The sequence below is a fragment of the Streptomyces sp. NPDC002853 genome, from assembly GCF_053591915.1.
In genome coordinates, this window is sequence record NZ_JBSFUS010000002.1 from 543,927 (window position 1) to 569,579 (window position 25,653).

A 25,653-nucleotide genomic window follows, 5' to 3' on the forward strand; every position below is an offset into this window, starting at 1 on the left:
GCATATGCCGACTATGCGCGTGATCACCTCACGCTGCAACCGACTCCCTGATAATTTCACCCAGCGGGTATCACCCTGGCATCGACATCAAGTCACTGTCAGAATGGTGTTGTTGATGAGCCCTCAGGAGGTCGGGCGTGAGTGAAGGCCGTTCCAGCACCAGCGCGCCGACAGTCCTGCGCATGATCCTCGCCCGTCGGCTGCAGGACATGCGGCTCGGCGTCGGCGCCTCGCTGGAGGACGCGGCCAAGGCACTGCGTGTCAAGACCCTGACGATCCGTCGGCTGGAAAAGGCCGAGGTCGCCCTGAAGCCTCTCTACGTGGAGAAGCTCCTGGAGACCTATGGCGCGGACCGCCGGGAGATCGACGAGTTCGTCGACCTGGCCGAGCAGGCCAACGAGCCCGGCTGGTGGCACTCCTACCGCGACGCGGTCCCCAGCTGGTTCACCGCCTACGTCAGCCTGGAGACCGGCGCCAAGACCCTGCGCACGTACGAACCCCAGTACGTATCCGGTCTTCTGCAGACTCCCGACTACGCTCGCGCCGTGCTGCGCGGCGGGCTGCCCAACGGCAGCGAGGAGGAGCTCGCGCGCCGCGTGGAACTGCGGTTGCGGCGCCAGAGCCTGCTGGAGCGGGAGGACGCCCCCACCCTGTGGGTGGTCATGGAGGAAGCGGTCCTGCACCGCCAAGTGGGCAGTCCTGACGTGATGCGGGAGCAGATCGAGCGGCTCCTGGACGTGTCCGAACTCGCGCACATCAGCCTCGACATCGTGCCCTTCACATCGGGTGCGCACGTCGGGGCATGCGCCCCGTTCACATACTTCCGGTTCGAGGAACCCGAGTTGCCCGACATCGTGTACAGCGAACTCCTGTCGGCCGCCCTCTACTTGGACCAGCGCGTGGACGTCGTCGCCCACCTCGAAGCACATACCAGAATGGCTCTCCTGACGTCGTCCGAGGACAGCAGGGCCCTTTTGAACCACATGCGCAAGGAGTACTCGTGACGGTGACCGACGAAGGTGTCTACAACGGCATGCCGGCCCACGAGCTCGGGGAACGGGGCTGGGAGCGCCCCTGGAGCGGGCCGAACGGCGGCCAGTGCGTCGAGATGAAGAAGCTCGCCGACGGCCGCGTGGCCCTACGACAGTCGACCGATCCTGGCGGACCGGCACTGATCTGCACGCCGGAGGAGATCGCCGCGTTCCTTCGCGGGGTCAAGGAAGGCCTGGCCGATCACCTGACCGCCGGATGAACCTGACGGGCACATGGGAGACGACACCGGTGCCCTTCTTGGCCTGCGGGCCGCCAGATACACGCACGTTGGCCTGCGGGCCGCCAGACACACGCACGAAGGGAAAAACATGACCCCCAGCCAGGCCGGCCGGCACCTCGACACGAGCAGGGCGCATTCGGCCCGCATGTACGACTACTTCCTCGGAGGCAAGGACCACTTCGAGGTCGACAAAGAGGCGGCCCTGGTCGCCGCCAAGGCCCACCCCGGCCTTCCCATGACCGCCCGCGAGAATCGGGCATTCATGCACCGGGCCACCCGTGCGCTGGCCCAGGAGCACGGCATCCGCCAGTGGCTGGACATCGGCACCGGTATCCCGACCGAACCCAACCTGCACCAGGTCGCCCAGTCCACCACGCTCGACGCCCGCGTCGTGTACGCCGACAACGACCCCCTCGTCCTCAAGTGCGCCGAACGCCTCATGCGCAGCACGACGCAGGGACGCACGGCCTACGTCGAGGCCGACGTCACCGACCCCGATGCGCTGATGAGCGCCGTCGAGGACTCCGACGTCCTGGACTTCGACCAGCCCATCGCCCTCTCCCTCAACGCGCTCATGCACTTTGTGACCGACCCGCACGACCCCTACGCCATCGTGCGCCGGCTGCTCGACCCGCTGCCGGCCGGCAGCGCCCTCGCCATGAACCACTGCACGCCCGACTTCGACCCCGTCACCTGGAACAACGTCGCAGAGGCTTATACCAACTCCGGGACCCCGGTCCAGTTCCGTTCACACAGCGACATCCGCGCCTTCTTCGACGGGCTCGACGTGATCGAGCCCGGGATCTGCTGCTGCCATCGCTGGCGCCCCACCGAACCCGCCGACGGGACAGAGCCCACGGACGCTCAGATCAGCCTCTTGGCGGGAGTGGGCATCAAACGCTGACCGGGGAGACAGCGGCCCACACGACGAGGGACCAGAGATTGATTCGAAAGCTTCAGGCGATCGCGCTGGACTGCGCCGACCCTGTACGGCTCGCCGAGTTCTACGCGGAGCTCCTTGGCGGTCGGGTGGTCGAGGACCCGGAGGATCCCGACTGGATCGAGGTGCACGGTTTCGAGGGAACCACGCTGGCCTGTCAGCGGGTGGACGGCTACCGACCGCCGGAGTGGCCCGGCCAACAGCACCCGCAGCAGCTCCACCTGGACTTCGACGTGGACGACCTTGACGGTGAGGAGCAGCGGGCACTCGCCCTCGGCGCAACCGTGCTGGAGCGGACGGATCAGGTGCACGCGGGGGCCAATTGGCGCGTGTATGCGGATCCGGCCGGCCATCCGTTCTGCCTCTGCTACCACTGAGCGAGTACAGCCGGCACATCGCCGTCACTGAGTTTGAGCCCGGCGAGTATCACTGCTCCGCGCCGTGTCCCCGCGTAATCCATGTCGACCAGGCATCCGTGGTCACGGCTGCGACGAGCGTGGTCTCAGGACTCGCTCATGCGGTGCTCCGGTCCAGCGCGATGACCTCGACCTCGATCTGCCAGTCGGGCTGGGCCAGCGAGACGACCTCCACGAGGGTGTCGGCCGGATAGGGCTCGGTCAGGAACTCGCCGCGCAGCGTGATCACGTGCGGAAGGTTCGTCGCCATGTCCCGTACGAAGATGCCGACTTTGATCACGTCCGCGAAGGTCAGGCCGGCCGCCTCCAGCACGCGTCCGACGTTCTTGAACGCCTGCCGCCCCTGCGCCAGGAATCCGCCCTCGACGGTCGTTCCGTCCTCCTCGAAGCCTGCCTGCCTGCCCGGACACGTACACGAAGCCCCCTGCCCGGACGGCCTGCGAAATCCGGTACGGCGCGTACCAGTCCGGCGTGGTCGCGATCTTCTCGACGCGGCCCGCGGCGGCCGCGCTCTCGGTGCTGGACATGCCTCTCCCCTGTTTCGACGGGGCCCGGTAGGCACCGGCCCCGCAAGGCTGACGTTACGGAACGTTTCGTAACGCTACTAGCGGAAGCTAGACCACATCGAGTCTGCTGTCAAAACGAAACGTAACGTCACGCGAGGGATAGTGTGAGCGCCATGACCCCCGACCCGAACAGTGAACGGCGCAGCGAGCGTGCCCGCAGGGCGACTCTCGACGCGGCGTTCGACCTGGTGAGCCGCAAGGGCTTCGCGAAGGTGACCATCGAGGCCATCGCCGCCCAGGCCGGCGTGGGCAAGCCCACGATCTACCGGTGGTGGCGCTCCAAGGGCGCGGTGGTACTGGAGGCGATGAGCGAGGAGCTCGGCGATGACTTCGCCTTCCCTGACACCGGGGATATCGCCGCCGACCTCAGGACCCAGATCACCGCGGTCAGTCAGCGGCTGATCACCGGCAGGATCAGCGAGGCCTTCAAAGGCGTCATGGGCGAGGCCCAGAACGACCCCGCGCTCATGAAGGCGTTTCGCGAAACGATCCTCGAGCCGAGCATCGTGCAGTGCCGGGCCCGTCTGGAGTCCGCCGTCGCCGCAGGGCAGCTTCGCTCCGACGTGCCCACCGACGTGATGGTCGACCTCTTCTACGCGCCGATCCACTACCGGCACTTTTTGGGCTTCGGCGACGACGCGGTCAGGCGCAGCGCCGATCTCATCCAGCACGTCCTGCTCGGTCTGCAGCCCCGGCCGTAAACGGGGTTAGATGACCGTCGCACTGCCGAGGTCACCGGCTAGGGCAATCCTGCACCGGCAGCCCCTGACGGCAGCCGGGTACGAACTCACCGTCACGAACTCACGGGCACGAGCTCAATCTCCGGAGGTCTGCCCCCTGCGCGGCATCTGAGGTGACTTCGCCGCCTCGGCCTCGGCCTTGGCGTCGCTCACCGCAGCGGCGGCCTGTTTCTCGGCCTCGTCAGCAGCCCTGGCAGCGTCGAGCGAGAGCGTCGAGTTCGCATTGAGGTCCGGACCCTGACTTGAGTCCGACGGGCCGTCAGTGTCGGCGGCGGTTGTTTCCTGAGGTCGCGCAGGTTGGGGAGCACCCGGCGTCGACTGATCCCCGAACGCGGTCGTGACGGTCCGGACAGCTTCGGTCAGCTCCCCGGGGATCACCCAGAACGTGTTGTTGTCGCTGCTCGCCAGGTGCGGCAGCGTCTCGAGGTACTTGTAGGCCAGGACCTTGGGATCGGCATTGTTGCGATGGACGGACTGGAAGACGAGCTCCACGGCCTTCGCCTCGCCATCCGCCCTGAGGATCATGGCTTGTTGCGTGCCCTGCGCCTCAAGGATGTCCTTCTGCTTGGTGCCTTCCGCGGTGAGGATCTTGGCTTGGCGCTCCCCTTCGGCGTGCAGGATGGCCGCGCGCTTGTCCCGCTCGGCACGCATCTGCTTCTCCATCGCCTCCTTGATGGTGGTCGGTGGATCGATGGCCTTGATCTCGACGCGGTTGACCCGGATCCCCCACTTGCCGGTGGCGTCGTCGAGGACGGCGCGGAGCTGGGCGTTGATCTCCTCGCGCCCGGTGAGCGTCCCTTCCAGGTCCATGCTGCCGATGACGTTGCGCAGCGTGGTCACGGTGAGCTGATCGATCGCCTGGAGGTAGTCAGCGACCTCGTAGGCCGCCGCCCGGGGGTCGGTGATCTGGTAGTAGAGCACGGTGTCGATATTGACCACGAGGTTGTCCTCGGTGATCACCGGTCTGGGGTCGGACGAATAGACCTGCTCACGCACGTCGAGTTTGGTATTGATGCGATCCGCCACCGGCAGGACCAAGTTCAGGCCCGGTTGCAGCGTCCGGCGATATCTGCCGAACCGCTCGATGTTGTAGCGGCGCGCCTGCGGAACGATCCGCACGGTGGCGGCCACAAGGAAGACGACAACAAGGGCCGCCACAAGGATGAGGATGACAACGGTGTCCACAGTGCCTCCGTCGCTGTACGTTCAGCCGTTCATGGAAGGAGTTCGCGGGGGTAGACGATGGCCGTGGCGCCTTCGATCTCCATGACGTCCACCAGCGCTCCCACCGGGATCACCAGGCTTTCGTCGAGAGCGCGGGCGGACCAGTGTTCGCCGGAGAGTTTGATCAGGCCGCACGTCGCGGTGACTTCCTGCAGGACCTCGGCCCGCTTGCCGATCAGAGCGTCGCTGCCGTCGCGCACGAGGGGTTGCTGTGCCATGGCGCGCAGCGCGACAGGACGGGCGATGAGCAGGCCCGCTGCCGCTGCGGCTCCGAGGGCCACGAGCTGGCCGAGCAGGCCGATGCCCACGCCGGCGACGACGGCAGCGACCACCGCTGCTCCCGCCAGCAATCCGAGGACCAAGGTCAGAGTGAAGAACTCCGCGACGCCCAGGACCCCCGCGGCGAGCAGCCATACGTACCACGGCATGGAATCGCCCTCCTTCAGGGGCCTTGTCCTCCAAGTTACCTCCCGGGGGTCCCGGCAGGGCATACGCGACAGCTGAGATTCTCGATAGTTGAGAGGTTGCTCTGATCGGCAGGGAGATCCAGGAATCCCCTGCGCGTGGGAGCGGGGAGGACAGGACGGGGCCTGCCGCGCGTCAGCAGTCCGCGCTCTGCTCCATGGAGCGGGCGTACCCCCGAGCCGCTCTCGACTGTCCGTCGTGCAACTGGTCACCCAGCGACGTTCGTACGTGCAGAACGTGTGCACCGTCGCGCCACGAGGCCACCAAACCCGCTTCCCGCAGCACGCTCGCGTGTCGGCTTGCTGTGGACGGCGACAGGCGCAATCGCGTGGCGAGCTGCGTGGTGGTCGTGGGGCGCTCCAGCAAGCCGAGCACCAGCGCCCGCGTTGCGCCGATGAGCCGGGCCACCGATTGCGTCTCCCTCCTCGGCCGCGCAACCTCCTCCACACCATCGGCCATCCAGCCAGGAGCGAGGTCGAGTGGCTGCACCAGCACCGGAGGAGAGTCGACGTCGGCGAGAGTCACCGGAGTCAGCACGCAAAAGAACGAGGGAATGACCGTCAACGGGCGGTCCTCGAGCCGGACTTCCTGTTCCACGGGGTAGGGGAAGACCAGGTTGTCACTGCCCGGGGAGGTGCGGGCACCGTAGTCACGCAAGAGCGCGATCGGTCCGTTGGCCTTCAAGTTGTGGGCGCGGGCGGCTCCCTCGGTGCGCACGGCCCAGCGCAAACTCGGGAGGTAGGGGCATATGGCCACCTCCCAGTAGGAGCGAAGCGCCCTGGCGAGCGCGGTGAGGGCTGCCATCTCCCCCCTCGCGAGGCTGTGCGCCCAGGCGGGCACGGGTTGAGCGGAGAAGAGCAGGGACAGCTCCCGGCGCAGTTGGCTTCGCGGTGTGCTCAAGAGCCGGTCGAGTCCGGTCTCGAGATCACGGTTTCCCTGGCCCGGGGTCAAGAAGTCAGGGAAGTACGAGGCCCACGGAGCGAGCTTCATCAAGATCCCGGTCACGGCCGTCATCCCTCTACGGCGCAGCTCAGCGTGGGTTCGGCGCCGCCAGGGGTCGAACGTCAGCGCCGCCTGGCGATTCTGGAGCAGGTGCAGGCTGAGGACGATCTCCCATAACGGGTCCGGCTCCTCCGTCACCCGCAGGCGGTCCAAGTCAGCCGTGCTCAGATCAATGTGGAGCATCCGTCCCCCAGTGTCATGCCCACGGTCGCATCCCCAACTTCAGAGCGTATGACCCCGCCGTCTCCCGCATCACAGGGCAACGCGCCATATCGCACGGCGACCCCGCCCTTTTGCACCGTGGTGCAACACCGCGCCACAGGCCTCTCCCCGGTTCTACGGTTCCGGCATCCACCACTTCGACCGCTTGGAGACGTGAGATGGGCATCCGGAACAAGGCAAAGGCCAGGGCTCTCACAGTGTGCGTCGCTCTCGCCCTGACCCTCCCGTGGGGCGTCGGGAGCGCGTCTGCCCGCGACGCGACGTCGGCAGGCTGCCTCACAGTGAAACAGGGCAGTGACTACGCCTCGTACTGCTACGACACGGGCTGGTTCGAGGTCTGCGACATGGAAGCCGACAGTCATGGCGTGTACATGGGTTTCGGTAACTCATACGGAGACATCGAAACCGCGGAGTACGAGGACCAGAATGGCGCCGGTGGCGGCTGCGGCAACGGCTACCAGCACAAGCGGTACAAGTACATGCTCGTCTGCGAGCGCGTGCCTTTGCGGCCCGATCCGTGTGTCTCCGGGAACCTGTATCTGTAGGAGACCGCCCGCAGAGCGGCAGCGGTCGCCAGTTCGAGCATGTGCCGGTCCGGCTCTTCACGGTGTGTGGCGCGCGTCGGGCGGCGGGACGACAGACGGGGTGTCGTCTTGTAGGCAGGAGGCTTGCTGGGTGGCCGTGCGAATGTGCAGTGCCGTCTGGCGGGCCTGACGGACAAGGCCGCGGTGTTCTTCCGCGGTGGACGTCTCGCTCTGGGCGAGGCGTTCGTGATGTTCGGCCACCATGCCGTGTGCCTCGGCCAGGTTGGTTGAGGCGGTGAGGTATCAGGCGTGGAGTTGCTGCACGTAGTGGTCCTGGTTGCGCCGCCGGGACGGACTTGTGGTGCCCGCCTCCCGCCTGCGGGAGGCGGGCTGCGGACTGCGGACTGCCGATGACGCCGGTGGGCCCGTCGGCCCCGGCGGCTCCCAAGGAGTAGGCCCACCGGACGGGGCGCGGGGACACCGGTCCTACCGTGACTGACTGCCGAGGCCGGCCGGAGCCGCACCGCCGACAACGCGGCTCCAGTCTCCACCCTCTGGGCGCGACGGCCAGCAAGCACTCCCGCGACGCCATCACCCGCTCGCTCCGGCCAGATGGCTCCCCCTTGACGTATGCCGTTATCGGCATACGATTGATCCATGGCACGAGCAGCGACGACCTCGGACGTCTTCAACGCGATCGCTGAGCCGCAGCGCCGGGAGATCCTGGCGCTGCTGCGCGCGGGTGAGCGCTCGGTGACCGAGTTGGCCCAGGAGTTGGGGATGACCCAGCCGGGAGCGTCCAAACACCTGCGGGTGCTCCGGGAGGTCGGGCTGGTGCGTGACCGCAAGGCGGGCAAACAGCGCCTGTACAACCTTGACGCCGGCGGGCTGCGGCCCGTCCACGAGTGGACGGGCGGTTTCGAGCAGTTCTGGAACGAGAGCTTCGACCGGCTGGACGCCTACGTACAGGACCTGAAGCAGACAAGGGAAACGGGGTAGCCGATGAGCACGACAGAACACGGAACACAGGCACAGTCGACGCAACCGGCGACAGACGACCGCGAGATCGTCATTTCCCGGGCCATCGACGCCCCACGGGAGCTGGTATTCGAAGCATTCACCGAGGTGCGGCACCTGTCGCGATGGTGGGGACCCGAAGGCTTCACCACCACCACGCGGGCGTTCGAGTTCCGCGTCGGCGGGGAGTGGGACTTCGTGATGCACGGACCGGACGGGACGGACTACCAGGAGTGGATCACCTGGACCGAGCTCACCCCGCCGGAGCGGATCGCGTTGCTTCACGGTGAGACCCGCGACGACCCGAATGCCTTCGAGTCTGTCCTGACATTCGAACCCGATGGCACGGCGACGCGGGTCGAGATGCGCACCCTCTTCCCCACCAAGGAGCTGCGCGACGAGGCGGTCGAGAAGTATCACGCGGTCGAGGGCGGCCGGCAGACCCTGAGCAACCTGGCTGCCTACGTCACCGCGGACGTTCGCAAGGGAGCGGAGGACTGATGGCGAGGAAGGTGTTCTTCAGCGTGTCGATGTCGCTGGACGGTTTCATCGCGCCCGAGTCCTCCGAGGAGTTGATGGGGCAGCAGTGGATGGAGCTGCAAAGGTGGGTTTTCCCGCAGCGGTTCTTCCGGGAGAACCTGAATCTGGGCAAAGGCGGCGAGGAAGGGCGCGACAACGACATCGTGCGGGAGACGTTCGAACGCACCGGCGCAAGCGTGATGGGCAAGAACATGTTCGACGCCGGCGAGCGGATGTGGCCGGAGGAGGCACCGTTCCACACGCCGGTCTTCGTCGTGACGCACGAGAAGCGTGACCCCTGGGAGCGGCCCGGCGGCACCACGTTCCACTTCGTCAACGACGGCATCGAGTCCGCCCTCGACCAGGCCCGCGAGGCCGCCGGCGACCGGGACGTCCGCATCGCGGGCGGCGGCGCGACGATCCTGGAGTACGTGAACGCCCGCCTGGTCGACGAGTTCTCGATTGCTCTCTCCCCCGTGCTGTTCGGCTCCGGAATCCGTCTGTTCGAGGGCGTGGACGCAGGCCGCGTGGCCCTGGAGCAGGTCCGCTCAGAGCCCTCCCCGAGGGTGACGCATCTGACCTACGCCGTCCGGGAGCGGTGACTTTCCCGACCCGAGCTCAGCACTCCCCCGCCGGTGTCAACCGCTCGCGGACACCCCGACCCGCCCGGACCGGCCGCCGTCTGATGCCTACGAACAGGGGTGAGGGGCCAGATAAGTACAGATGAACGTGCCCGGTCGGATATTTGCCTGCCGCTTGCGAGTTGAGCGCATGGGACGCATGGAACGATCGTGGCGTGCAGAGTCCCGATGCTTCGTTCCGCCGCCGCCTGCTGATCGAGTCGCTGACCGTGTTGTCGGCCGATGCCCAGACACAGGTGGGCTGGCTGGACGAGCACGGCGTGATGACAGACGAGATCGCCCTGGACTTCGATCACGCCCTGCTCGTGGCTGAAGCCCTGGTGGAGAAAGGCCGACTCACCGACGCACTGATGGCGGACCTGCACGAGATCGACGGTGTCCTCAGCGGGATCGGCGAGGGCGATGACGCTGATCGGTGGACAAGAGATGCCCTCTCCACCGACGAGGGCTGGGCCCGGGCCCGGCAGTTGGCCCGCCTGGTTCTCGTTGCCGAAGTTGGCGGATGGCAGCTGCCACTTCCGGTTATCACGGTTATCCGGTGACGGGCGGGCTGTCGGCCAACCCATGTGGGCGTACCGCTTGTTGGCAGTGATCAGGCTTCTCGAGCCGGGGGCTGCAGCACGGGTGAAGGTCGCTGAGCGGTCACCGTGGCGAGGTTGGCAAAGGGATGGGCCGAGCGGTCCCTCATGCCGCACACTGGCCTCCACATCATCGGGTGCGATCACCGGGGAGACGACATGCTGGATGTGACCTTGAGGCTGCTCGATGAGGGTGCGGATGCCGAGGACCTGGCCATGCTGCGTCGCGGACTGGTCAGCGAGCCCGAACTGCGCGGCCGCGTGGGCCTGGTGAGACAGGCTCCGGAAGAAGGGCAGATGAGCGCGGGGCTCATCGCACTGCTCACGATCTCCCTGGCGGGTGGTGGTGCCGTCACCGCCTTCGTCAAGGCGCTTCCGGCGCTGCTCAAGGCCCGCAGGGCGGCAGCGACCGTGGAAGTCACCCTTCCCGACGGCCGTAGCGTCAAGATCACGGCCGACTCCGCGGACGACGCCCACGCCCTGCTGAACAGCGCACTGCGGGACCAGCAGCAGCCGTGACCCTCCGGCTGCCGGACCCGCGAGGCTCCCGCGCGGTCCTCATCGGCACCTCCCGCTACGACAGCGCGACCCTGCCGGACCTCCTGGCCGTGCGCAACAATCTGGAGGTCCTGCAAGGAGTACTGGCCTCCGACTCCTACGGCGGCTTCCCGGTCCAACGGTGCACGGTGGTACAGGACTCGGCGGAGCCGCGTGCAGTGTGCGCCACCATCCGTGAGGCCGCGATGACCGCCACGGACACCTTGCTCGTGTACTTCTCGGGGCATGGGGTGCTGGGTGCCGACCTGTCCTTGCACCTCGCACTGACCGGCACGGACGAGGACGACCTGCGGTGGACGTCCATACCGTTCGAGGCGATACGGGAGATCTTCGAAATGTCTCCCTGCCCCAACAAGGTGCTGATCCTGGACTGCTGCAACAGCGGGCAGGTACTGGACTCGCTGATGGGCGCACACGCCACGGGACACGACAAACTGAACATCCGGGGGACGTACATCCTCACCTCCTCCTCCCGTGACCTTCCGTCCTACGCCCCGGTGGGCGAGCGGTACACCGCCTTCAGCGGTGAGCTCATCGGGCTGTTGCGAAGGGGCCTGCCGGGTAGAGCTGAGCTGTTGACGCTCAGTGATCTCTACGGCCCCCTCACCAAGGCTTTGAAGGAACAGGGCTACCCGGAGCCGCGGCAACAGAGTTCGGACGGGCATGCGTGGCTGGCGCTGGTGAAGAACCGGGCGGTGGTCGCGGGCCCGCTCGTTGCGTCCGCAGCCGGCCCGGATGCGGACGCGGACACACACATGGAGGGCGAGATCCGGTTCGGCACCAGCCGTACCTTCCACCGGATGCGCAACTGGGGCATCGGGGGGCCCATCTCCATAGGGTTGTTGGCGATCGCGGGCATGAACGCGCCCACCGGCAAGGACAAGACCTTCGAGATGACCAGTCCTCACCATGTGGCCGCGCTCCTCGCCTTCGCCGCATTCCTGGCCGTGGCCCACCTCCTGGGCAAACGTAACCCAGGCGACTATTCGCTGGTCCTGAGCCCGGACGGGCTCGAGGTGCAGTACAGCGGCACCGAGCACTTCGCCTACCCCTGGCATCGGGTCAACAGATGCTGGTTACACCGAAGACCGGGAACCCGACTGCGTCGCCCCCGTTACGAGTTGATGATCCGCCCCATGGACGGCGGCTTCCCGCAGACCGCGAGCCGCCGGACCCCCGGACCCCACCAGGACGGCACCGAGGGCAATCTCCGCTTCGCGGACCTGCGCCGGCTCGCGACGACACCCGAGGCCGTGGAAGCCGCCCTCGCCCGGTACGCCGGGGAGGCATGGATGCAAAGCGACGACATCAACGCATCCAAGGCATCTCTTCCCAAGGCGGAACAAGTCTTCACCCCTGACCGCCGCATCCTGGTGACCGTGGCGGTACTCGGCACCATCCTGGGCCTGTACGCCTTCCCCTTCAGCGTGTTCGTCGAACCCGCGCGGATCCTGCTGACGCTGCTCCCCCTGACCACCTGCGCGGTGTGTCTCGGCGCGGCCTGGTTCGCCGTCACTCGCTGTCTGAGGCCGGTGCGACTGGTGGTCGGTGCGGCCGGACTGACCCTGACCCGGGGCGAGTTGGAGATCAGCTACGCCTGGACGGAGATCGAACGGATCGCCGTGGTGACCTGGCCGCGGGGCGCCCGCAATCTCGGCCTGCTGGCGGTGCGGCCCGTCGGAAGCGCGGAGGGGCGCATCGACCGGACGAACCGGTTGCTGCCGAAGCTGGCGCCGGGCGCCGTGACGCTGTGCATGCTCCCCGAGGTGACCTACGACCAACGATCCCTGGAGGCCGCGCTGACACGGTTCGCGGACGAGAAGCAGAGAGAACTGCCGGGCGAGGCATGGTTGCGGACCAAGGCCAACAGCCCGGCCCCACCCGCCAGAACGGGGGTGACGTTCAAGGGCCGGCAGCCGACAGGCGTTTCCCTACTGATGGGATCGGCACTCGCGGCCCCCTCCATGACCAGTGTGTGGCTGCGGGACCTCCCGATGGCTCCCCCTTGGCTCCCCGTCCTCAACGACGTGCTGCTGGGCCCCTTCTTCGTCATTGGGCTCACCACGTACTTTCTCACCGGCAGACACCACGTCCGCCTCCACCTGAGTCCCTCCGGCCTGACCCTGCGCGCCTTCGGCGGACGCCGCCTGCACATCTCCTGGGCCGACGTCGACCGCATCGGCCTCGTGGCCCGCACCGACCCGGCAGAACACGCCCTCCTGCTGTGGCCCCGCCCTGGCACACGCACCCCACGCCCCCCGTGGCTGCCGCTCAAAGAGCTCCACGGCGGGCTACGCATCCTGACCCTGGAGACCTACCGGATCGAGACGAGCGCGGAACAGGTCGACCAGGCCCTGGCACGGTACGCGGGACGCCGGCACACCCGGATGACGGTCCTGCGACAGACTCCGGTGAAGAAGAAGTAGCGATCCCATTAGTGCCGACCGCCCCTGGCCGGCACCGCCCCCGCCCTTCAGCAGCCGACCCACCCGACAGCCGTGCCCCGTCAGCCGGTGTGAACCTGTTCGGTACCGGTGGCATCGCAACCAGAAGCTCTCTCGCCGGCGATGCCACCGGGCTGAGCTCCCGGGGGGGCCGGCATTCCGGCACATCGGCCCCGCGGGTGAGGCGGTACCGGTCGTGGAGGGGAGCTGCGCGACCGGAGCTGCCAGCTGCAAGTCTCCTCTTCCATCCGGAAGCCCGAGGCCTCCCGCACGGACTTGGCACGGCGTACTTTCTCTACGCCACCGGGCCCGACCTTCCCCTCCGCGGCCTGCGGCACCACCTGGTGGCCAGTGCTGCTCTGGGCCGCCTCCCACCTCGCCCACGTGGCGCTCGCGCGGCGCGAGAAGGGGTGGCGGAAAGGTGCGCAGAAGCACTCCAACCCGGTTCTAAAATGCCAGGACTACGGCGAGGGTTACGGGGTAGCAGGGATTTGAATTCGACCCCGTTTGAGCGTGAGGCGGCCTGTATGGACCTGGTTGGGCACGACGAGGGCCAGCAGCTGCTCGCAGGCCGGCCACTGTCTGTCTCTGCCGCCTTCGAGGGCAGCGCGGAGATCGCTGCGGCTCGTGACATGGCGGCTGCTTTCCTGACGTCGGTGCAGGTGAAGCACGGGCTGCCGGTGTCGGAGCGGGCGATGGGCACGGTTCAGCTGGTGGTGAGCGAGCTGGTGACCAACGTCCACCGGTATGCCCCAGGACCGTGTCTGCTGACGCTGGAGGTCAGCGAGGGGGCCGTGGAGGTGACGGTGTGGGACAGCAGCACGACGCTGCCCTTGGTCATGGGACCGGACCCCACACGCATCGGTCAGCACGGACTGGAGCTCGTCATGGCGATGTGCCGCAGCTTCGCCGTCCACCGTGAGCCGGTCGGCAAACGCATCAAGGCGGCCATCGTCCTTGCCGACGACCCGGGCGGTGACGCGGCCGGCCGCCAAGTGGCCTGACCACGCGGCAGGCCCCCCGTCGGCAGCACCACCGCTTACGGAATTACGCCCTCTCCCCCACCAACCAGCGCCCGCCCCCGGTTGAGGACGGGCTACCGCGATGCCGCAGCTAGGGGTGCCGTCCGTGTTCGGGCCGTCGTCCAGCGGGCATCGCACACGCACTGGAGCGCGCTGCCGCCCTTCACTCGCCCGTTGCGGCCGACCCGGTCTGACGCTGGTCAGATGGGGACGCCACCGGGTGCGCATCACCTTCTGAGCGCGAGGGCCGGCGGCTCGGGTCTGGTTCCTTCCACCTCGCAAGGCGGCTTCGTGCCGTCAGGCAGCGCGCTTGACGTGACGGACCAGCCACATCAGCAGGGCATCCAGGTCAGAGGCTGCCGAGAGAACCCGGTCGACCGCCTCGGAGGTGTGCAGCCAGGCCGCGCAGCCCAGGGGGCGGGCGGCCATGAGAGAACGGTGGCGCAGCAGGGTCGCACGGGGATGGTCTGCCGGATAGCCGCGCGGGGGACGTTTCATCACGTCCCCCGAGATGTCGTAGCCCTTCGTGCGCACGTCCTCGACGATGGCGGACAGTTCGCGCCCGCTCCCCTCGGAGGCGACCGCTTTGCGGAACATGTCCACCTGGCCGGGATCGGGGTACCACCAGGCGCCCTGGATCCGCAGGCCGTCCAGGGAGAACCGGAGGCCGATCTCGATCTTGCGGCCGAGCCGGATCACCGCGCTCTGGTGCTGCCACCACCAGGAGTCGGTGCGGTAGTGCCAGACGGAGAAGTCCTCGTAGCGGGGGTCGGCGTCCGCGACCTCGTTGAGCAGGGCGATCAGCGGCTGCCGGACCAGACGTTCGCGGTCCGCGCGGTAGCGCTCGCGGACCACTTGGGACGGTTCGCCCTGGAGCTGAAACAAGACGTCCATGGCCTGCTCCGGCCAACCAGTGAACTGCTCACGCATGGGCGCAGGATAGCCCGCGCGGGGAGCAGGAAGCGGGTCTGTAGGTGGGCGGGATGGGTGGCCGGCAGAACTTAGAAGAGGAAGCGGATGGGCTTGGCCATTGCCTCCGGTACGGACATGACGCGTGTCAGCCGTGCGATGTCGCCGCCACCTGGTTCTTCGGCCATCGAAGGGTGCCCGAGATGGCGCCCTTGGTGGGTGACGAAGTCCTGTGCCTCACGCTGACCCGCCACGATGCCCCAGCCTTAAGCGCGACAGTACTTCGAGGATCATGGTGGGTATACGTCAGGAGTTCAGAACCCGCGCCTTCTCCGTGGCGAACTCCGCGTCCGTCAGCAGTCCTTGGGCCTTCAGCTCGGCAAGCGCCGTGAGTTGCGAGACGCGGTCGGTCGCGGGAGCGGGCGCCGCCTGCACCGGCGCCTGCGCCTGTGCCTGGTCCGCCCACACCTGTTGCTGCGCCTGCACGTCCGCCTGCCGACGCATGTCCCGCCGGCCGATTCCGCGCTCCACGCGGTTGGAGACCGCGGTCGCGGTACCGGAGATCACCGCGGTGCGCGCGATCGTGCCCAGCAGGCCGGGCCGTCCAAATCGCTGAGGCATGCCGATCCTCGCTCTCGTGTCTCGTTGTCACTCGGAGTCGAGCGCGGCCACGGCCTCGACGACGGTTTCCCTCGGGATGCGCTCCAGGAACAGCAGTTCGCCCCGCGACTCGCGCACCGCCGTCGCAAGGCGCGCCGCCCAGGTGTTCTCCCAAGCAACGACGAGCGCTGACGACTCCGGGGGAAGATCGTCCGCGACGGCCCGCAGGTCCTCGTCGCTGAGGAGGTCGAACCGGTCGTCGGTGACCTGCTGGAATGCGTCCGCGACCTCTTCGTCGGCCAGTTCGAGGATGCCGAGGGAGCCGTCGGCCGCCTTGCGGACGAAGCTCAGGTCGAGGATGCGTACGGTGCCGTTCTTCTGCAGCTCCCTCAGCGCCGGCGCCACGTCGCCGTTGAAGCGGTTGCCCTCGAAGGCGACCACGGCGACATCGACCGGTCCGATGGAGTCGATCTGCAAGCCACTGGGCACAGTCGGGCCACCTTCCCCTGAAATGCATTGCGGACATTACGCAGCATAAGGTGGCAAATACTCGATGCGCGAGCCACGCGAAGAGGTGCACCCCATGCATGCACGGCAACCAGGCCAGCCAGACCGCAGCATCACCTTCGAGCCCAACCGCCCCGCCTCCCGCAACCGCAAGGTCGTCGCGTTGCTGCTCGGCACGCTGGTCTGGGTCGCGGCAGGCGTCCTGGCGGTCGTCCTGCTGGGACACAGCTATATCCTGCGCCATCTGCTGCTCGCCGTGGTGGTCTCCTGGTGCGTCTTCGGTATCGCGCTGGCCTGCTGCATCGCGGTGCGGCATCGGGAGGAGCGCCGTGAGCTTCCTTGACGTCCTGCTGGTCTTCCTCGCGTTCTACCCGGTGGTGACCGGCGCTGCGTGGATGGTGGGCGGCGCCCTCTTCCGCGTCCTGGAGGAGCGCTCGGCCATCACCGTTCCGCCAGGCGGCTGGCCCGGGGTGACCATCCTGGTCCCGGCCTACAACGAGGAACAAGTGATCGCCCACTGCGTCGCGGCGCTCAGGAGCGTGGACTACCCCGACCTCGAGGTTCTGATTCTCAACGACGGTTCCCGGGACGGGACAGTAGCCGCGGCGCGGGCCGCGGCAGGCGACGACCGCCGGATCTCCGTGCTCGACGACGGCGTGAACGTCGGCAAGGCCGACCGTCTCAACGACGGCATGCGCCGCGCCCGCCACGACCTCGTCCTGGTCACCGATGCGGACACTCATCTGCACGCCGATGCCGTGCGCTATCTTGTCGCCCGCATCCAGCGCTCCCCCCGCTATGCGGCCATCGCGGGCAGCCCGCGCGTGACCAACCGACGCGAGGTGATCACCGTCATGCAGATGCTGGAGTCGGCCTCGCTGATCGGTCTGATGCGCCGCACCCACGCCCTGGCCGGTCGGGTCGGCACGGTGGCGGGCGTCCTTGGCCTGTTCCGCCGCGACGCCGTCCTCGCTGTCGGCGGCTACGACCCGAAGATGGCAACCGAAGACATCGAACTCACCTGGCGGCTCCTTCAAGCCGGCCACCTGACCGGCTTCGAACCCCATGCCCTGGTCGGCATGCAGGTCCCGGAGAACGTCAAAGGGATCTGGGCCCAGCGCACCCGTTGGGCACGCGGACAGGGAGAGGTCCTGCGCACCCACGCCCGCACCGTCTTCCGTCCCCGCCACTGGGCCCTGTGGCCGATCGCCCTGGAGGCGCTGCTCTCCTACCTCTGGGTGATCACCATGCTGGCCGCCACCGTGTGGGGCATCGTCCACTGGATCATCCATCCCGGAGACACCAAGTTCCGGTGGATGATCGCCTGGGGTGTCGGCATCGCCGTCATCGCGGTGCTCCAGATCACCGTCGCCGTCCTCGTGGAACGCCGCCTCGACCCCAAACTCCTGTACGCCTGCCTCCTCCTCCCGATCTACCCGCTGGCCTACTGGACGATCAACGCTCTGGCCGCGATCACCGCCCAGACCAAGGGCCTCCTGCGTGGCCCGCGTGACAAGAGGGTCGTCTGGGACCTGCCACGCAGCTCGCTCTAGCTCTAGCTCCAGCCCCAGCTCCAGAGGTCATCTCATCCGGCGTCCGGGGATCTTGAAATGAGAAGGGCGAGTTGGTGCAACCGCTGGTAGTACTCGCGGCCTGATGGGTCGCTGATCTGCGGAATCACTCGGTCCAGGTCTGCGACGCAGGTCTGCAGGATGCGTATGCGCTCTGGGTCGAGGGCGCCGTCGTTGTTGATCCACGTGTGGGCGCAGCCCGCGGTATGCGTATCAAGCAGCACCATGTCGATGTCTTCGAACTCGACGCCTCGCAGGTGGACGGGGAATTCGGCGTCGAGGTGTTCCTGCCAGAGATGCGTGGCCTTCTGCACCAGCTCGGGTCTGATCATCTGGCCATACTCCCGTACGCGGCAGCGTGTGTGGCGTGCGCTCAGGGACCGGTCGAGGTCACTGCGGGGGCAGAGTTACGCCCCGGATGGGGAAGGCTCGCCAGGGCGTGACGACCGGTCAACGCGGGTGAGATCACGCACTGACCGCCGCGCGGCCTCGGTCGTCTTTTAGGGTCGTCCCCATGACGACCGACACGGGGACCACCAGCTTGCTCTTCGACGCCCTCCGGGCGGATGCCCTGACCAGCCCAGATCAACTGCGCGAGCTCTACCCGCAGGCGAACGCGAACGCACTTCGCAAGGAGATCGACCACCTGACGGAACAGACCCGCGCGCTGATCGGCTGTTCGTCCCTGGTGTTCATCGGCAGCGCCGATGCCGACGGCAGGGCGGACGTCACGCCGCGCGGCGGCCCTGCCGGCTTCGTCTCCGTGCTGGACGAGCAGACGTTGGTGATCCCCGACGCGACCGGCAACAAGCGACTCGACACCATGCACAACGTGCTGCAGACCGGACGCGTCGGCCTGCTCTTCCTCATCCCCGGCCGGCCGACCACGCTGCGTGTCAACGGCCGTGCCTGCGTCTCGGCCCGCCCAGAGTTGCTCGCGCAGCTCACGCCCGTCGGCAAGCCGCCCGTAAGCGCGCTGGTCGTGCACGTCGAGCAGGTCTACCCCCACTGCCCCAAATCGCTGATGCGCGCCCATGCGTGGCAACCGGAGAAGTGGATACCCGCCGACGCGCAGCCGACCAGCGCCGAGGTCACGCTGGCCCAGCTGAACCTGCCGGGCCTGACCGTTGAGCAGATCGAGGAAGCCGAAAGGGAGTCGCTTCGTCTGCGCTACGAGTGAATCGGACCGAGGCGAAGGCGGGCCGCCGGTCGCTACGCGAGGGGCGGCCCGTTCCACAAGGCCTGCCCGATCCTTGCTGAGGCAACAAGGGGCAGTGAGCTCGGCCGGCGACCCCCAAATCCTCACTGGCCCCTGAGCGGGGCGGGCCTTGGTCGACCAGTTCTGACTGATGCCGAGTGAGCCTCGCCTTCCTGGTCGCTCATCTCGGCAGGGGTCTCAGGGACGCTGCCTCAAGCGGTCGAACATCGCCCACTCCACCACTTGGGACACCTGGTCGTACGTCTTGTCGCCCGACGCCGAGGCACGCTCGTCCCTAGTACCCAGGAATTCGTAGGACTTCGCCGTGCCCGACAGGCCATCGGCACGGTCGGGACTATCGCCGTCCCCGTCACCGCCACGGCGGCCACGGCAGCTGTCGCAAGGCGCAGTGCGTGGCGGCGGCTGGGAACGGCGTCGGTGTGCCCTTGGGCGCGCGCCATCGTGTTCAGCAGTCGGTGGCGGTCCTTGGCCCGGGCCGGTTCGGCGAGCGGGGCCGCGTCCGCGTCCCAGTCTTGCAGGAGCAGGAGTCCGTCAGTCATGGTCGGATACCTCTCGCAGTGTCGTGGGATCGGATCCGCCCAGCGCTTCGCGCAGCTTGCCGCGAGCCCGGTGCAGCCGTGATCTGACCGTGTCGATGGGGACGCCGAGGGCCTGGGCCACCTCCTCGTAGCCAAGCCCGCCCCACGCGACCAGCAGCAGCACGTCCCGGTGCCCGCACAGGCAACGCGGCCAGTGCTGCTGCCAGTTCGCGGCCTACGGCCTGTGCCCCCACCCGGGCCGCAGCACGGTCGGCCAGCGGCTCCTCGTGATCGGCGGGAGCCGGGATGCGGGCCAGGGCTTTGAAGCGGCGCGCCTCGGCCCGGCGGTGCCGGCCGACCAGGTTGGTCGCTATGCCGAACAGCCAGGGCGGGCCCCGTCGCCCGTGGCCGACGAGGGGTCGTAACGGTGCCGCTGTTGGAAAGCGGTCGTGAAGGTGTCTGCCATGAGGTCGTCAGCCGGTTCGCCGCCGAGCCTGCGAGCCAGATTTCGCCGCTGACCCCCGTTGAGTTCCCTCCGGCCCCTGGCTGCTGGAGGCCGTACCGAAAGCAGCGTTCACGTACGAGGCGGCTATGACGTGCGGCCACCTCAACCACTCCAGCTGCAGCTGTCGGACGTAGGGCGCGAGTGAGCCCTACGGCCCCGTTCACGGTACGACCCGACACCCTCACTGATCGCGCGCCCCCAACGACAAGGTCGGAGCTCCTGTGGCGGCGGACCGCCACAGGCAAGGAAGCGGTGGTAACAGAATTCGTCGGAATACTTCTCCTGGTTCATGTGGGACTGGTGGGCTGACCGCGCTCAACTCACCGATCACAGGAGGCGCGCGTGAATCTCGTCGTCAACGGCGACGCGGAGAGCGGGGTCGGCGGCACCGCCGACCCCGTCTCGAAGGTCCGTGGCTGGAACATCACCCAGGGAGCCCCGGCGCTCATCGCCTACAGTCTCGGCGGCGGCTACCCGACCGCGTCGGACCCCGGCCCGGCCCGCCGCGGCAGCCGCTTCTACTCGGGCGGCAACAGCCCGCGCACCGTGCTGGCGCAGGACATCGACCTGCCCAGGAGCGGTCCCACCGGACGCCGCGCCGTCGACGCGGGCAAGGTCCGCTACACGCTGGCCGGCTGGCTCGGCGGATATGCCGCACAGGAAGACGGCGCGCGCCTGTCCGTGGAGTTCCGCGACGCCAGGAACACCCCTCTGGCCCTCAGCGTCCTGGGCCCGGTCAGCGCGGCCGACCGGCAGAACAAAACGGGGCTCCTCGAGCGCACGGCCGAAGCCGCCGTGCCACCCACCGCCCGCTCGGCGCGCATCCTGCTCGTCTTCACGCGCAGCGGCAGCGGCACCTCCAACGACGGCTACGCGGACGCCCTTTCCCTCACCCTCAGCGCCACCGGAGGCCGCCGATGACCGTCAACCGCCGTGACCTGCTCAAGTCCGCCGCGGCCGTCGGTGCGCTCAGCCTCGCCTGGCCGCTGGCCCCCGGCCTGACCCCGGCGCAGGCCCGCGAGGCCGCCGAGAACCTGGGCGCCCGATACGACCCCGCGCCCTTCACCCTCGGCGTCGCCTCCGGTGATCCGCAGCCGCACTCCGTGGTGCTGTGGACCAGACTCGCGCCCGAACCACTGGCCGCAGAGCAGCAGCTTCCCGAGATCGTCGAGGTCGAGTGGGTCCTGGCCAAGGACTCCGGGCTGCGCCGCGTCGTCGCCCGGGGCACGGCGCCCGCCTCGGCGACGCTGGGCCACAGCGTGCACGTCCCCGTTGACGGCCTGGCCCCCGGCCGCCACTACTGGTACGCGTTCAAGGCGCTGGGCAAGACGTCCCGTGTGGGGCGTACGAAGACGGCGCCGCGCGGCCGCGTCGCCAAGGTCACCTTCGCTGCCGCCAACTGCCAGGCGTTCCACGACGGTTTCTACGCCGCCCACCGCGGCATCGCCCGCGAGAAGGTCGACTTCGTCGTCCACCTGGGCGACTACATCTACGAGCACGGCCAAGTCGGCGGCGTACCCGAGCAGCACGTGCGCGACCACGACGGCCCCGAGATCCTCACCCTGGCCGACTACCGCAAACGGCACGCCCTCTACAAGGGCGATCAATCACTGCGCGAGGCGCACGCCGCCCATCCGTGGTTCTTGACCTGGGACGACCACGAGGTCGTCAACGACTACAGCGGCACCGGCGGCGGCGCCCCCTTCATGCGGCGCCGCGCGGCCGCCTACCAGGCCTGGTACGAGCACATGCCCCACCGCGACTCCTTCGGCGCCTCAGCGCTGCCCGACCCCGAGATCCACCGGGTGCGGCGCTGGGGCGACCTGCTGGAACTGGCCATCCTCGACCTGCGTTCCTACCGCTCGGCGCAGAACCTGCCCGACGGCACCATCCTGGGCGCCGAGCAGAAGACGTGGCTGAAGAAGACCATCGACCGCGCCCCCGACGCCTGGCACGTGTGGGCCAACTCGATCATGCTGAGTCAGCTCCGGGGCCGCCCCGGCGGCTCGTACATGTTCACCGACCAGTGGGACGGCTTCCTCACCGAACGCAAGGAAGTCCTGGAGCACGTGCACCACAGCGGTCTGGAGGACCTGGTCGTCATCACCGGCGACTGGCACTCCGCCTTCGTCGACGACCTGCGCACCGACTTCGACGAACCGCAGTCCCCCCTCATCGGCACCGAGTTCACCGCCCACTCGATAACCTCCGGCGCCTACTCCCCCGACTGGAACGCCACCAACGGGCCACTGATGGGCCAGGCCAACCCGCACCTGAAGTACTTCGAGGGCAACCGGTACGGCTACGACGTGTACGAAGTGACACCCCAACGCTTCAGCGCGCACATGCGGGTCATCAACGACCGCCGTGACCCGCACTCCCCCATCAGCACTCTGACCACGTTCCACATCGACCGCGGCACGACCGGATCCTACGAAGACAACGACACGAAGGAGTCGCCCGCGCAATACCGTAGGGACTGACTCGCAGCTGCCCCTGCCCCGACCGAAGGAGCCCCGGGGCAGGGGCAGGCTGTCGGATCACAATTCGCCGCACATCTCCGGGCGACTGTCACTGCGGGGCACCGTGCGTCTCTGATCAACCTCATGAATGCGGCCCGGCTATCGTCACGGCTGCCGCCGCAGCGCTGAACTGCGTCCAGGCGTCGTGCACGCTGCTGCGGGCACCTTCCCAGTCTTCGACAGCACCTTCGCCGTGCAGCAAATCGGACGCCTTCCAGACGGCATTGGACAGTTGCTTTGCGCACGTGACGAAGCTCGTGTACGTCTCACGCCGCAAGTCCGCGACCCAACGCTTTTCCTCCGCCCGGTGCTGAGCATCGACGGTCCGCAGCTGAGTGCTGAGGGTGAGCAGGCCTCCCCCCAGGCCACCGACAGCGCCAATTGCCGCACCAAGTATCGCCGCAACGCCAGCCTCCACCCGCCGCCCCCTCGTTCGCTTCCGAACGTCCTACCCCCTCGGGCCACCACTCAGGCAGACGACCTCACGTTCCGGCGAACCCGTCGATACGCTCTCGGATCAGGTCGGCGTGGCCGTTGTGCCGTGCGTACTCCTCGATCATGTGGACCATGATCCAGCGCAGTGAGACCCCTGGATCACCTACGTGGCCGGCTTCCTGCTCCGACAGGTGACCGACGTCGTCCAGTGCGGCGGCAGCTATGAGCTCACGCCCCCGGTCAACCTCCCTCTGCCAGACCGCCATGACTTCCTCGAGCCCTCGGTCTGCCGCAAGTGCAAAGCCGTCGGCGTTGCTCTCCTCGAAAACTTCGGGCAGGTCCTGGCCTGCGAACACGCGCTGGAACCACTTGCGCTCCACCACGGCCAGGTGCTGGACGAGGCCCAGCAGGGTCATCGACGACGGAGCAGCCGAAGCCAGCCGTAATTGGTCATCCTTGAGGCCCGAGCACTTCAGTACGAGAGTGGCACGGTGAAAGTCGAGCCACGCTTCCAGCATGGCGCGCTCACCAGCTTGCGCGGGCGGTATAGGGCGCCCGTCCGGTGTCCTAGTCATGACTGCAACTTGGCACACACCGCCATGCCCTACACGGGCCTTCGCTGCCGACGAACACCTGCGATCACGTACGTACGAAGCGTCGGCGCTCGGTGTTTTGGCGCTCTTCCGCGGCCGGTGGACGAAGGAGTGCACGCACCCGAGCCGGCCGCGGCAGCGCGACGTCTTCCGTCGAGCAGGGCTGCTCGTGTCGGAGGAGAGCGCGCCGCACGCGGCCGGGCGGGTACCCGCGTAGTGCCCGGTCAGCGGACCTTGGTCAGCTCACCCTTGTCCTTGAGGGTGGCGATTCCCCTGGCCCACAGGTTGTTGACCCGCTGGCGCTCTGTCGCGTTGGGGTAGGCGTTGGTGCAGGACGTGCCGGGGCCGCCGCCCGACATCAGTTCGCTGCACGGGCCCGAGTAGTGGTCGGGCAGACCCAGCACGTGACCCGTCTCGTGAGAGGTCACCCGCGTGGAGTTGTACTGCTGGTTTTGCCGGTAGTCCAGGAAGATGTAGCCGTGCCCGCGCCCGTCGGTGGAGGCATACGAGCCGCGCGAGTCGTTGCCCTCGCGGTACTCGAAGTCGGCGCCCGAACTGGACTCCTGCAGCTTGACGTTGCTGACCGAGGAGTTCCATATCTGTGTGCTCTGCGCTATCTGGCTGCGGAAGCTCGGCGCGCGGGTCGTACGGTAGCGCACGGTGACGACCTGGATGCCCGGCTGCGCCGCCTGCTTCTTCAGCGCCGACTTCATGACGGCGTCGAAGAACTCCCGGTTGGCGGACGCCTCCTCGGCGGAGCCCGCGTACGCCGATGTGGCGTTCGTTGCGGCAGACTTGTCGGTGTCGGATGCCGGCGCTGCGAACGCCGAAGGCGCGGCGGCCAGCGAGCCGACCAGAGCAGCGGAGCCGAGAACGGCCAGGAGGCTGGTGCGGGATCTGCTACGGGATCTGTTCATGGGGGTGAGTCCCTTTTTCGGATGTCCGGTGGCCTGGAAGGCCGGGGCGACCGGGAGCCTTCGGCGCGCGAGGGCGCCCCGACTCCCGGGACCGAGGCCCGTTGGGTGCGGCCCTGCGGTCGCAACGAGTATCGGGAAGACGGGGCTTATCCGTACCGATACCATTCGGCGATAGCGGCAGAGCATCAACTGATATGCGTAGGGCGGGAGTTGGAGCATCACACGGCTGGCCTTGGCTAGCTTTGACGCTACTTTCAGACACTCGTCCCGGTGACCTCCCTCGGGTCTCCGAACGGTGCAGGCGTACCGCCGGCGCCCTCTCCGCATGCACTTACGCCCGCATACGCCCGCATCGTCTCTTCCGCTGCAATGCACCTGCGCATGGGCACATGCGCAGGTGACAGGGACCCCCCGTGTCGGAGACACTGCCCCTCAGCTACCGGTACCGAAGATCGCTTCGAGCACGCGAAGCGCCCGGTCAGCAACGGTGCCATGCCTCAAGGTAGGCGAGCCTGTCAGGCTCGCCTGACGCGGCAAGGTCGCTCGACGCGGGAAGGCAGGGTGAGGACAACGATGCCTACGCCGGGGACGACGGCTGTACTGGCACTGCTGCCGGACGCGGACCCGCTCCTGGAGATGGCCGCACAGGTGGACGCGCGGGGGGTGCGGCCCGGTGTGCCCGCACACGCAACGCTGCTCTACCCGTGGCTGCCCGCCGAGAACCTCGACCTCAGGGAACTGGAGCGGTTGCAGGCCGTGCTGGTGCGGGCTGCGCCGAGCTCCGGCCGGGTGCCCCTGCGGCTGACCGAAGTCGAGCGGGCTGGGGCGTTCGTCGGTGTCCCGGTGCCTGAACTGCGGTTGCTGGCCACCGCCGTTCGAGCCGCGTTCCCCGAACAGGTGCCCTACGACGGCCAATTCGGGCAGGACCCGCCGGTGCACGTCACGGTGTCCTTGAACGCGGCTGATCCTACCGCCGCCGACATCGAGCGTCTCGTCACCAGCAGTCTGCCGATCACTGCAGAGGTGTCCGCCGTGCACGTGGTCGCTCTTTCACCCGACGGCTGGCAGATTCTCGCCGAACTGCCGCTCACCTCTTGACCGGGAGATGTCTACGAGCGGTCCCTCGGCTCGGCTTCCGAGTTCCGCCTCGACCGTGCCAGATTCCGCCTGACACATCGTGGCCGGGCCGGGAAGCAGGCGGCCTCC

The 25,653-nt window shown here is 67.9% G+C and carries 31 protein-coding genes and 1 pseudogene; 19 read left to right on the forward strand and 13 right to left on the reverse strand.

The window, feature by feature from the left end:
- The first annotated feature begins 137 nt into the window (after positions 1 to 137).
- The 4 genes from ACWD02_RS07055 (at position 138) to ACWD02_RS07070 (ending at position 2,590) form a co-directional block, all read left to right on the forward strand.
- Positions 138 to 1,004: a helix-turn-helix domain-containing protein gene (locus ACWD02_RS07055; RefSeq protein WP_451205425.1), complete on the forward strand. Its 867-nt coding sequence runs from the start codon at positions 138 to 140 to the stop codon at positions 1,002 to 1,004.
- Entirely contained in the window at positions 1,001 to 1,252 is a 252-nt protein-coding gene (locus tag ACWD02_RS07060) for a DUF397 domain-containing protein (protein ID WP_451205427.1), read from the forward strand. Before ACWD02_RS07055 ends, ACWD02_RS07060 begins: the two co-directional genes overlap by 4 nt.
- 109 nt (positions 1,253 to 1,361) lie before the next feature.
- A complete protein-coding gene (locus ACWD02_RS07065; protein WP_451205429.1) occupies positions 1,362 to 2,177 on the forward strand; it encodes an SAM-dependent methyltransferase in 816 nt (271 codons plus the stop codon).
- 38 nt (positions 2,178 to 2,215) lie between these two features.
- Positions 2,216 to 2,590, forward strand: coding sequence for a VOC family protein (locus ACWD02_RS07070; RefSeq protein WP_451205431.1), 375 nt, complete (start codon positions 2,216 to 2,218; stop codon positions 2,588 to 2,590).
- A 136-nt stretch (positions 2,591 to 2,726) separates the two neighbouring features.
- On the opposite strand, the gene ACWD02_RS07075 is transcribed toward ACWD02_RS07070, so the two are convergent.
- On the reverse strand, positions 2,727 to 3,191 hold the full coding sequence (locus tag ACWD02_RS07075; RefSeq protein ID WP_451205433.1) for a RidA family protein: 465 nt from the start codon (positions 3,189 to 3,191) through the stop codon (positions 2,727 to 2,729).
- A 117-nt stretch (positions 3,192 to 3,308) separates the two neighbouring features.
- On the opposite strand from ACWD02_RS07075, the gene ACWD02_RS07080 reads away from it, so the two are divergent.
- Entirely contained in the window at positions 3,309 to 3,896 is a 588-nt protein-coding gene (locus ACWD02_RS07080) for a TetR/AcrR family transcriptional regulator (protein WP_451205435.1), read from the forward strand.
- Between the two features lie 114 nt (positions 3,897 to 4,010).
- Here ACWD02_RS07080 and ACWD02_RS07085 read toward each other — a convergent pair whose 3' ends face one another.
- From ACWD02_RS07085 to ACWD02_RS07095, 3 genes are all read right to left on the reverse strand, one after another.
- The gene (locus ACWD02_RS07085; protein ID WP_451205437.1) at positions 4,011 to 5,120 is read right to left on the reverse strand and encodes an SPFH domain-containing protein; all 1,110 of its coding nucleotides are present in this window, start codon (positions 5,118 to 5,120) and stop codon (positions 4,011 to 4,013) included.
- Positions 5,121 to 5,149: 29 nt separating this feature from the next.
- The gene (locus ACWD02_RS07090; RefSeq protein ID WP_451205439.1) at positions 5,150 to 5,587 is read right to left on the reverse strand and encodes an NfeD family protein; all 438 of its coding nucleotides are present in this window, start codon (positions 5,585 to 5,587) and stop codon (positions 5,150 to 5,152) included.
- 172 nt (positions 5,588 to 5,759) lie between these two features.
- Entirely contained in the window at positions 5,760 to 6,779 is a 1,020-nt protein-coding gene (locus ACWD02_RS07095) for an ArsR/SmtB family transcription factor (RefSeq protein ID WP_451205440.1), read from the reverse strand.
- Between the two features lie 350 nt (positions 6,780 to 7,129).
- On the opposite strand from ACWD02_RS07095, the gene ACWD02_RS07100 reads away from it, so the two are divergent.
- The 8 genes from ACWD02_RS07100 to ACWD02_RS07135 all read left to right on the forward strand — a co-directional run bounded on the left by ACWD02_RS07100 (position 7,130) and on the right by ACWD02_RS07135 (position 14,133).
- Complete coding sequence (locus tag ACWD02_RS07100; RefSeq protein WP_451205442.1) at positions 7,130 to 7,393, forward strand: hypothetical protein; 264 nt, start codon at positions 7,130 to 7,132, stop codon at positions 7,391 to 7,393.
- Between the two features lie 636 nt (positions 7,394 to 8,029).
- Complete coding sequence (locus ACWD02_RS07105; protein WP_451205444.1) at positions 8,030 to 8,371, forward strand: ArsR/SmtB family transcription factor; 342 nt, start codon at positions 8,030 to 8,032, stop codon at positions 8,369 to 8,371.
- A 3-nt stretch (positions 8,372 to 8,374) separates the two neighbouring features.
- Complete coding sequence (locus ACWD02_RS07110) at positions 8,375 to 8,890, forward strand: SRPBCC family protein (protein WP_451205447.1); 516 nt, start codon at positions 8,375 to 8,377, stop codon at positions 8,888 to 8,890.
- Entirely contained in the window at positions 8,890 to 9,510 is a 621-nt protein-coding gene (locus ACWD02_RS07115) for a dihydrofolate reductase family protein (protein WP_451205449.1), read from the forward strand. Before ACWD02_RS07110 ends, ACWD02_RS07115 begins: the two co-directional genes overlap by 1 nt.
- Positions 9,511 to 9,704: 194 nt before the next feature.
- Entirely contained in the window at positions 9,705 to 10,091 is a 387-nt protein-coding gene (locus ACWD02_RS07120) for a hypothetical protein (RefSeq protein WP_451205452.1), read from the forward strand.
- 195 nt (positions 10,092 to 10,286) lie between these two features.
- Positions 10,287 to 10,646 (forward strand): effector-associated constant component EACC1, encoded by a 360-nt coding sequence (locus tag ACWD02_RS07125; RefSeq protein WP_451205455.1) that lies wholly within the window; start codon positions 10,287 to 10,289, stop codon positions 10,644 to 10,646.
- Positions 10,643 to 13,111: a caspase, EACC1-associated type gene (locus ACWD02_RS07130; protein ID WP_451205458.1), complete on the forward strand. Its 2,469-nt coding sequence runs from the start codon at positions 10,643 to 10,645 to the stop codon at positions 13,109 to 13,111. The genes ACWD02_RS07125 and ACWD02_RS07130 overlap by 4 nt, the downstream gene beginning before the upstream one ends.
- A gap of 545 nt (positions 13,112 to 13,656) precedes the next feature.
- The gene (locus tag ACWD02_RS07135) at positions 13,657 to 14,133 is read left to right on the forward strand and encodes an ATP-binding protein (RefSeq protein ID WP_451205461.1); all 477 of its coding nucleotides are present in this window, start codon (positions 13,657 to 13,659) and stop codon (positions 14,131 to 14,133) included.
- 315 nt (positions 14,134 to 14,448) lie between these two features.
- On the opposite strand, the gene ACWD02_RS07140 is transcribed toward ACWD02_RS07135, so the two are convergent.
- The 4 genes from ACWD02_RS07140 to ACWD02_RS07155 form a co-directional block, all read right to left on the reverse strand.
- The gene (locus tag ACWD02_RS07140; protein ID WP_451205464.1) at positions 14,449 to 15,081 is read right to left on the reverse strand and encodes a DUF2461 family protein; all 633 of its coding nucleotides are present in this window, start codon (positions 15,079 to 15,081) and stop codon (positions 14,449 to 14,451) included.
- 71 nt (positions 15,082 to 15,152) lie between these two features.
- Positions 15,153 to 15,314 (reverse strand): hypothetical protein, encoded by a 162-nt coding sequence (locus tag ACWD02_RS07145; protein WP_451205467.1) that lies wholly within the window; start codon positions 15,312 to 15,314, stop codon positions 15,153 to 15,155.
- Between the two features lie 52 nt (positions 15,315 to 15,366).
- Entirely contained in the window at positions 15,367 to 15,681 is a 315-nt protein-coding gene (locus ACWD02_RS07150) for an SHOCT domain-containing protein (RefSeq protein ID WP_451205470.1), read from the reverse strand.
- Positions 15,682 to 15,708: 27 nt separating this feature from the next.
- Positions 15,709 to 16,149, reverse strand: a complete 441-nt coding sequence (locus ACWD02_RS07155; RefSeq protein ID WP_451205473.1) for a DUF6325 family protein — start codon at positions 16,147 to 16,149, stop codon at positions 15,709 to 15,711.
- A gap of 94 nt (positions 16,150 to 16,243) precedes the next feature.
- Here ACWD02_RS07155 and ACWD02_RS07160 point away from each other — a divergent pair, with 94 nt between their 5' ends.
- Together ACWD02_RS07160 and ACWD02_RS07165 are read left to right on the forward strand one after the other, a co-directional pair.
- Positions 16,244 to 16,510, forward strand: coding sequence for a hypothetical protein (locus ACWD02_RS07160; RefSeq protein ID WP_451205476.1), 267 nt, complete (start codon positions 16,244 to 16,246; stop codon positions 16,508 to 16,510).
- Positions 16,497 to 17,720, forward strand: a complete 1,224-nt coding sequence (locus ACWD02_RS07165) for a glycosyltransferase family 2 protein (protein ID WP_451205478.1) — start codon at positions 16,497 to 16,499, stop codon at positions 17,718 to 17,720. The genes ACWD02_RS07160 and ACWD02_RS07165 overlap by 14 nt, the downstream gene beginning before the upstream one ends.
- A 32-nt stretch (positions 17,721 to 17,752) precedes the next feature.
- Here ACWD02_RS07165 and ACWD02_RS07170 read toward each other — a convergent pair whose 3' ends face one another.
- A complete protein-coding gene (locus ACWD02_RS07170) occupies positions 17,753 to 18,070 on the reverse strand; it encodes a hypothetical protein (RefSeq protein WP_451205481.1) in 318 nt (105 codons plus the stop codon).
- A gap of 182 nt (positions 18,071 to 18,252) precedes the next feature.
- Between ACWD02_RS07170 and ACWD02_RS07175 the strand changes: the two genes are divergently transcribed.
- Positions 18,253 to 18,918 (forward strand): MSMEG_1061 family FMN-dependent PPOX-type flavoprotein, encoded by a 666-nt coding sequence (locus ACWD02_RS07175; RefSeq protein ID WP_451205484.1) that lies wholly within the window; start codon positions 18,253 to 18,255, stop codon positions 18,916 to 18,918.
- 570 nt (positions 18,919 to 19,488) lie between these two features.
- Here ACWD02_RS07175 and ACWD02_RS07180 read toward each other — a convergent pair.
- Positions 19,489 to 19,986 (reverse strand): annotated as a pseudogene (locus ACWD02_RS07180) (RNA polymerase sigma factor); the annotation flags it as partial.
- A 336-nt stretch (positions 19,987 to 20,322) separates the two neighbouring features.
- On the opposite strand from ACWD02_RS07180, the gene ACWD02_RS07185 reads away from it, so the two are divergent.
- A complete protein-coding gene (locus ACWD02_RS07185; protein WP_451205486.1) occupies positions 20,323 to 20,901 on the forward strand; it encodes a phosphoesterase in 579 nt (192 codons plus the stop codon).
- A complete protein-coding gene (locus tag ACWD02_RS07190) occupies positions 20,898 to 22,463 on the forward strand; it encodes an alkaline phosphatase D family protein (RefSeq protein WP_451205488.1) in 1,566 nt (521 codons plus the stop codon). Before ACWD02_RS07185 ends, ACWD02_RS07190 begins: the two co-directional genes overlap by 4 nt.
- 121 nt (positions 22,464 to 22,584) lie before the next feature.
- Here ACWD02_RS07190 and ACWD02_RS07195 read toward each other — a convergent pair whose 3' ends face one another.
- The 3 genes from ACWD02_RS07195 to snpA all read right to left on the reverse strand — a co-directional run bounded on the left by ACWD02_RS07195 (position 22,585) and on the right by snpA (position 24,447).
- Positions 22,585 to 22,920 (reverse strand): hypothetical protein, encoded by a 336-nt coding sequence (locus ACWD02_RS07195; RefSeq protein ID WP_451205491.1) that lies wholly within the window; start codon positions 22,918 to 22,920, stop codon positions 22,585 to 22,587.
- A 64-nt stretch (positions 22,921 to 22,984) separates the two neighbouring features.
- Positions 22,985 to 23,512, reverse strand: a complete 528-nt coding sequence (locus tag ACWD02_RS07200; RefSeq protein WP_451205494.1) for a DinB family protein — start codon at positions 23,510 to 23,512, stop codon at positions 22,985 to 22,987.
- 242 nt (positions 23,513 to 23,754) lie between these two features.
- Complete coding sequence (gene snpA / locus ACWD02_RS07205; protein ID WP_451205497.1) at positions 23,755 to 24,447, reverse strand: snapalysin; 693 nt, start codon at positions 24,445 to 24,447, stop codon at positions 23,755 to 23,757.
- Between the two features lie 573 nt (positions 24,448 to 25,020).
- Between snpA and ACWD02_RS07210 the strand changes: the two genes are divergently transcribed.
- Positions 25,021 to 25,545, forward strand: a complete 525-nt coding sequence (locus ACWD02_RS07210) for a 2'-5' RNA ligase family protein (protein ID WP_451205499.1) — start codon at positions 25,021 to 25,023, stop codon at positions 25,543 to 25,545.
- Positions 25,546 to 25,653 lie beyond the last annotated feature (108 nt).

What these genes read in the sequence shown, in the direction of transcription:
- ACWD02_RS07105 (WP_451205444.1), top strand. Translation starts at nt 8,030, where the DNA reads ATGGCACGAGCAGCGACGACCTCGGACGTCTTCAACGCGATCGCTGAG.
- ACWD02_RS07065 (WP_451205429.1), top strand. Translation starts at nt 1,362, where the DNA reads ATGACCCCCAGCCAGGCCGGCCGGCACCTCGACACGAGCAGGGCGCAT.
- ACWD02_RS07090 (WP_451205439.1), bottom strand. Translation starts at nt 5,587, where the DNA reads ATGCCGTGGTACGTATGGCTGCTCGCCGCGGGGGTCCTGGGCGTCGCG.
- ACWD02_RS07160 (WP_451205476.1), top strand. Translation starts at nt 16,244, where the DNA reads ATGCATGCACGGCAACCAGGCCAGCCAGACCGCAGCATCACCTTCGAG.
- ACWD02_RS07175 (WP_451205484.1), top strand. Translation starts at nt 18,253, where the DNA reads ATGACGACCGACACGGGGACCACCAGCTTGCTCTTCGACGCCCTCCGG.
- ACWD02_RS07140 (WP_451205464.1), bottom strand. Translation starts at nt 15,081, where the DNA reads ATGCGTGAGCAGTTCACTGGTTGGCCGGAGCAGGCCATGGACGTCTTG.
- ACWD02_RS07170 (WP_451205481.1), bottom strand. Translation starts at nt 18,070, where the DNA reads ATGATCAGACCCGAGCTGGTGCAGAAGGCCACGCATCTCTGGCAGGAA.
- ACWD02_RS07200 (WP_451205494.1), bottom strand. Translation starts at nt 23,512, where the DNA reads ATGACTAGGACACCGGACGGGCGCCCTATACCGCCCGCGCAAGCTGGT.
- snpA (WP_451205497.1), bottom strand. Translation starts at nt 24,447, where the DNA reads ATGAACAGATCCCGTAGCAGATCCCGCACCAGCCTCCTGGCCGTTCTC.
- ACWD02_RS07125 (WP_451205455.1), top strand. Translation starts at nt 10,287, where the DNA reads ATGCTGGATGTGACCTTGAGGCTGCTCGATGAGGGTGCGGATGCCGAG.
- ACWD02_RS07115 (WP_451205449.1), top strand. Translation starts at nt 8,890, where the DNA reads ATGGCGAGGAAGGTGTTCTTCAGCGTGTCGATGTCGCTGGACGGTTTC.
- ACWD02_RS07210 (WP_451205499.1), top strand. Translation starts at nt 25,021, where the DNA reads ATGCCTACGCCGGGGACGACGGCTGTACTGGCACTGCTGCCGGACGCG.
- ACWD02_RS07080 (WP_451205435.1), top strand. Translation starts at nt 3,309, where the DNA reads ATGACCCCCGACCCGAACAGTGAACGGCGCAGCGAGCGTGCCCGCAGG.
- ACWD02_RS07190 (WP_451205488.1), top strand. Translation starts at nt 20,898, where the DNA reads ATGACCGTCAACCGCCGTGACCTGCTCAAGTCCGCCGCGGCCGTCGGT.
- ACWD02_RS07110 (WP_451205447.1), top strand. Translation starts at nt 8,375, where the DNA reads ATGAGCACGACAGAACACGGAACACAGGCACAGTCGACGCAACCGGCG.
- ACWD02_RS07135 (WP_451205461.1), top strand. Translation starts at nt 13,657, where the DNA reads ATGGACCTGGTTGGGCACGACGAGGGCCAGCAGCTGCTCGCAGGCCGG.
- ACWD02_RS07150 (WP_451205470.1), bottom strand. Translation starts at nt 15,681, where the DNA reads ATGCCTCAGCGATTTGGACGGCCCGGCCTGCTGGGCACGATCGCGCGC.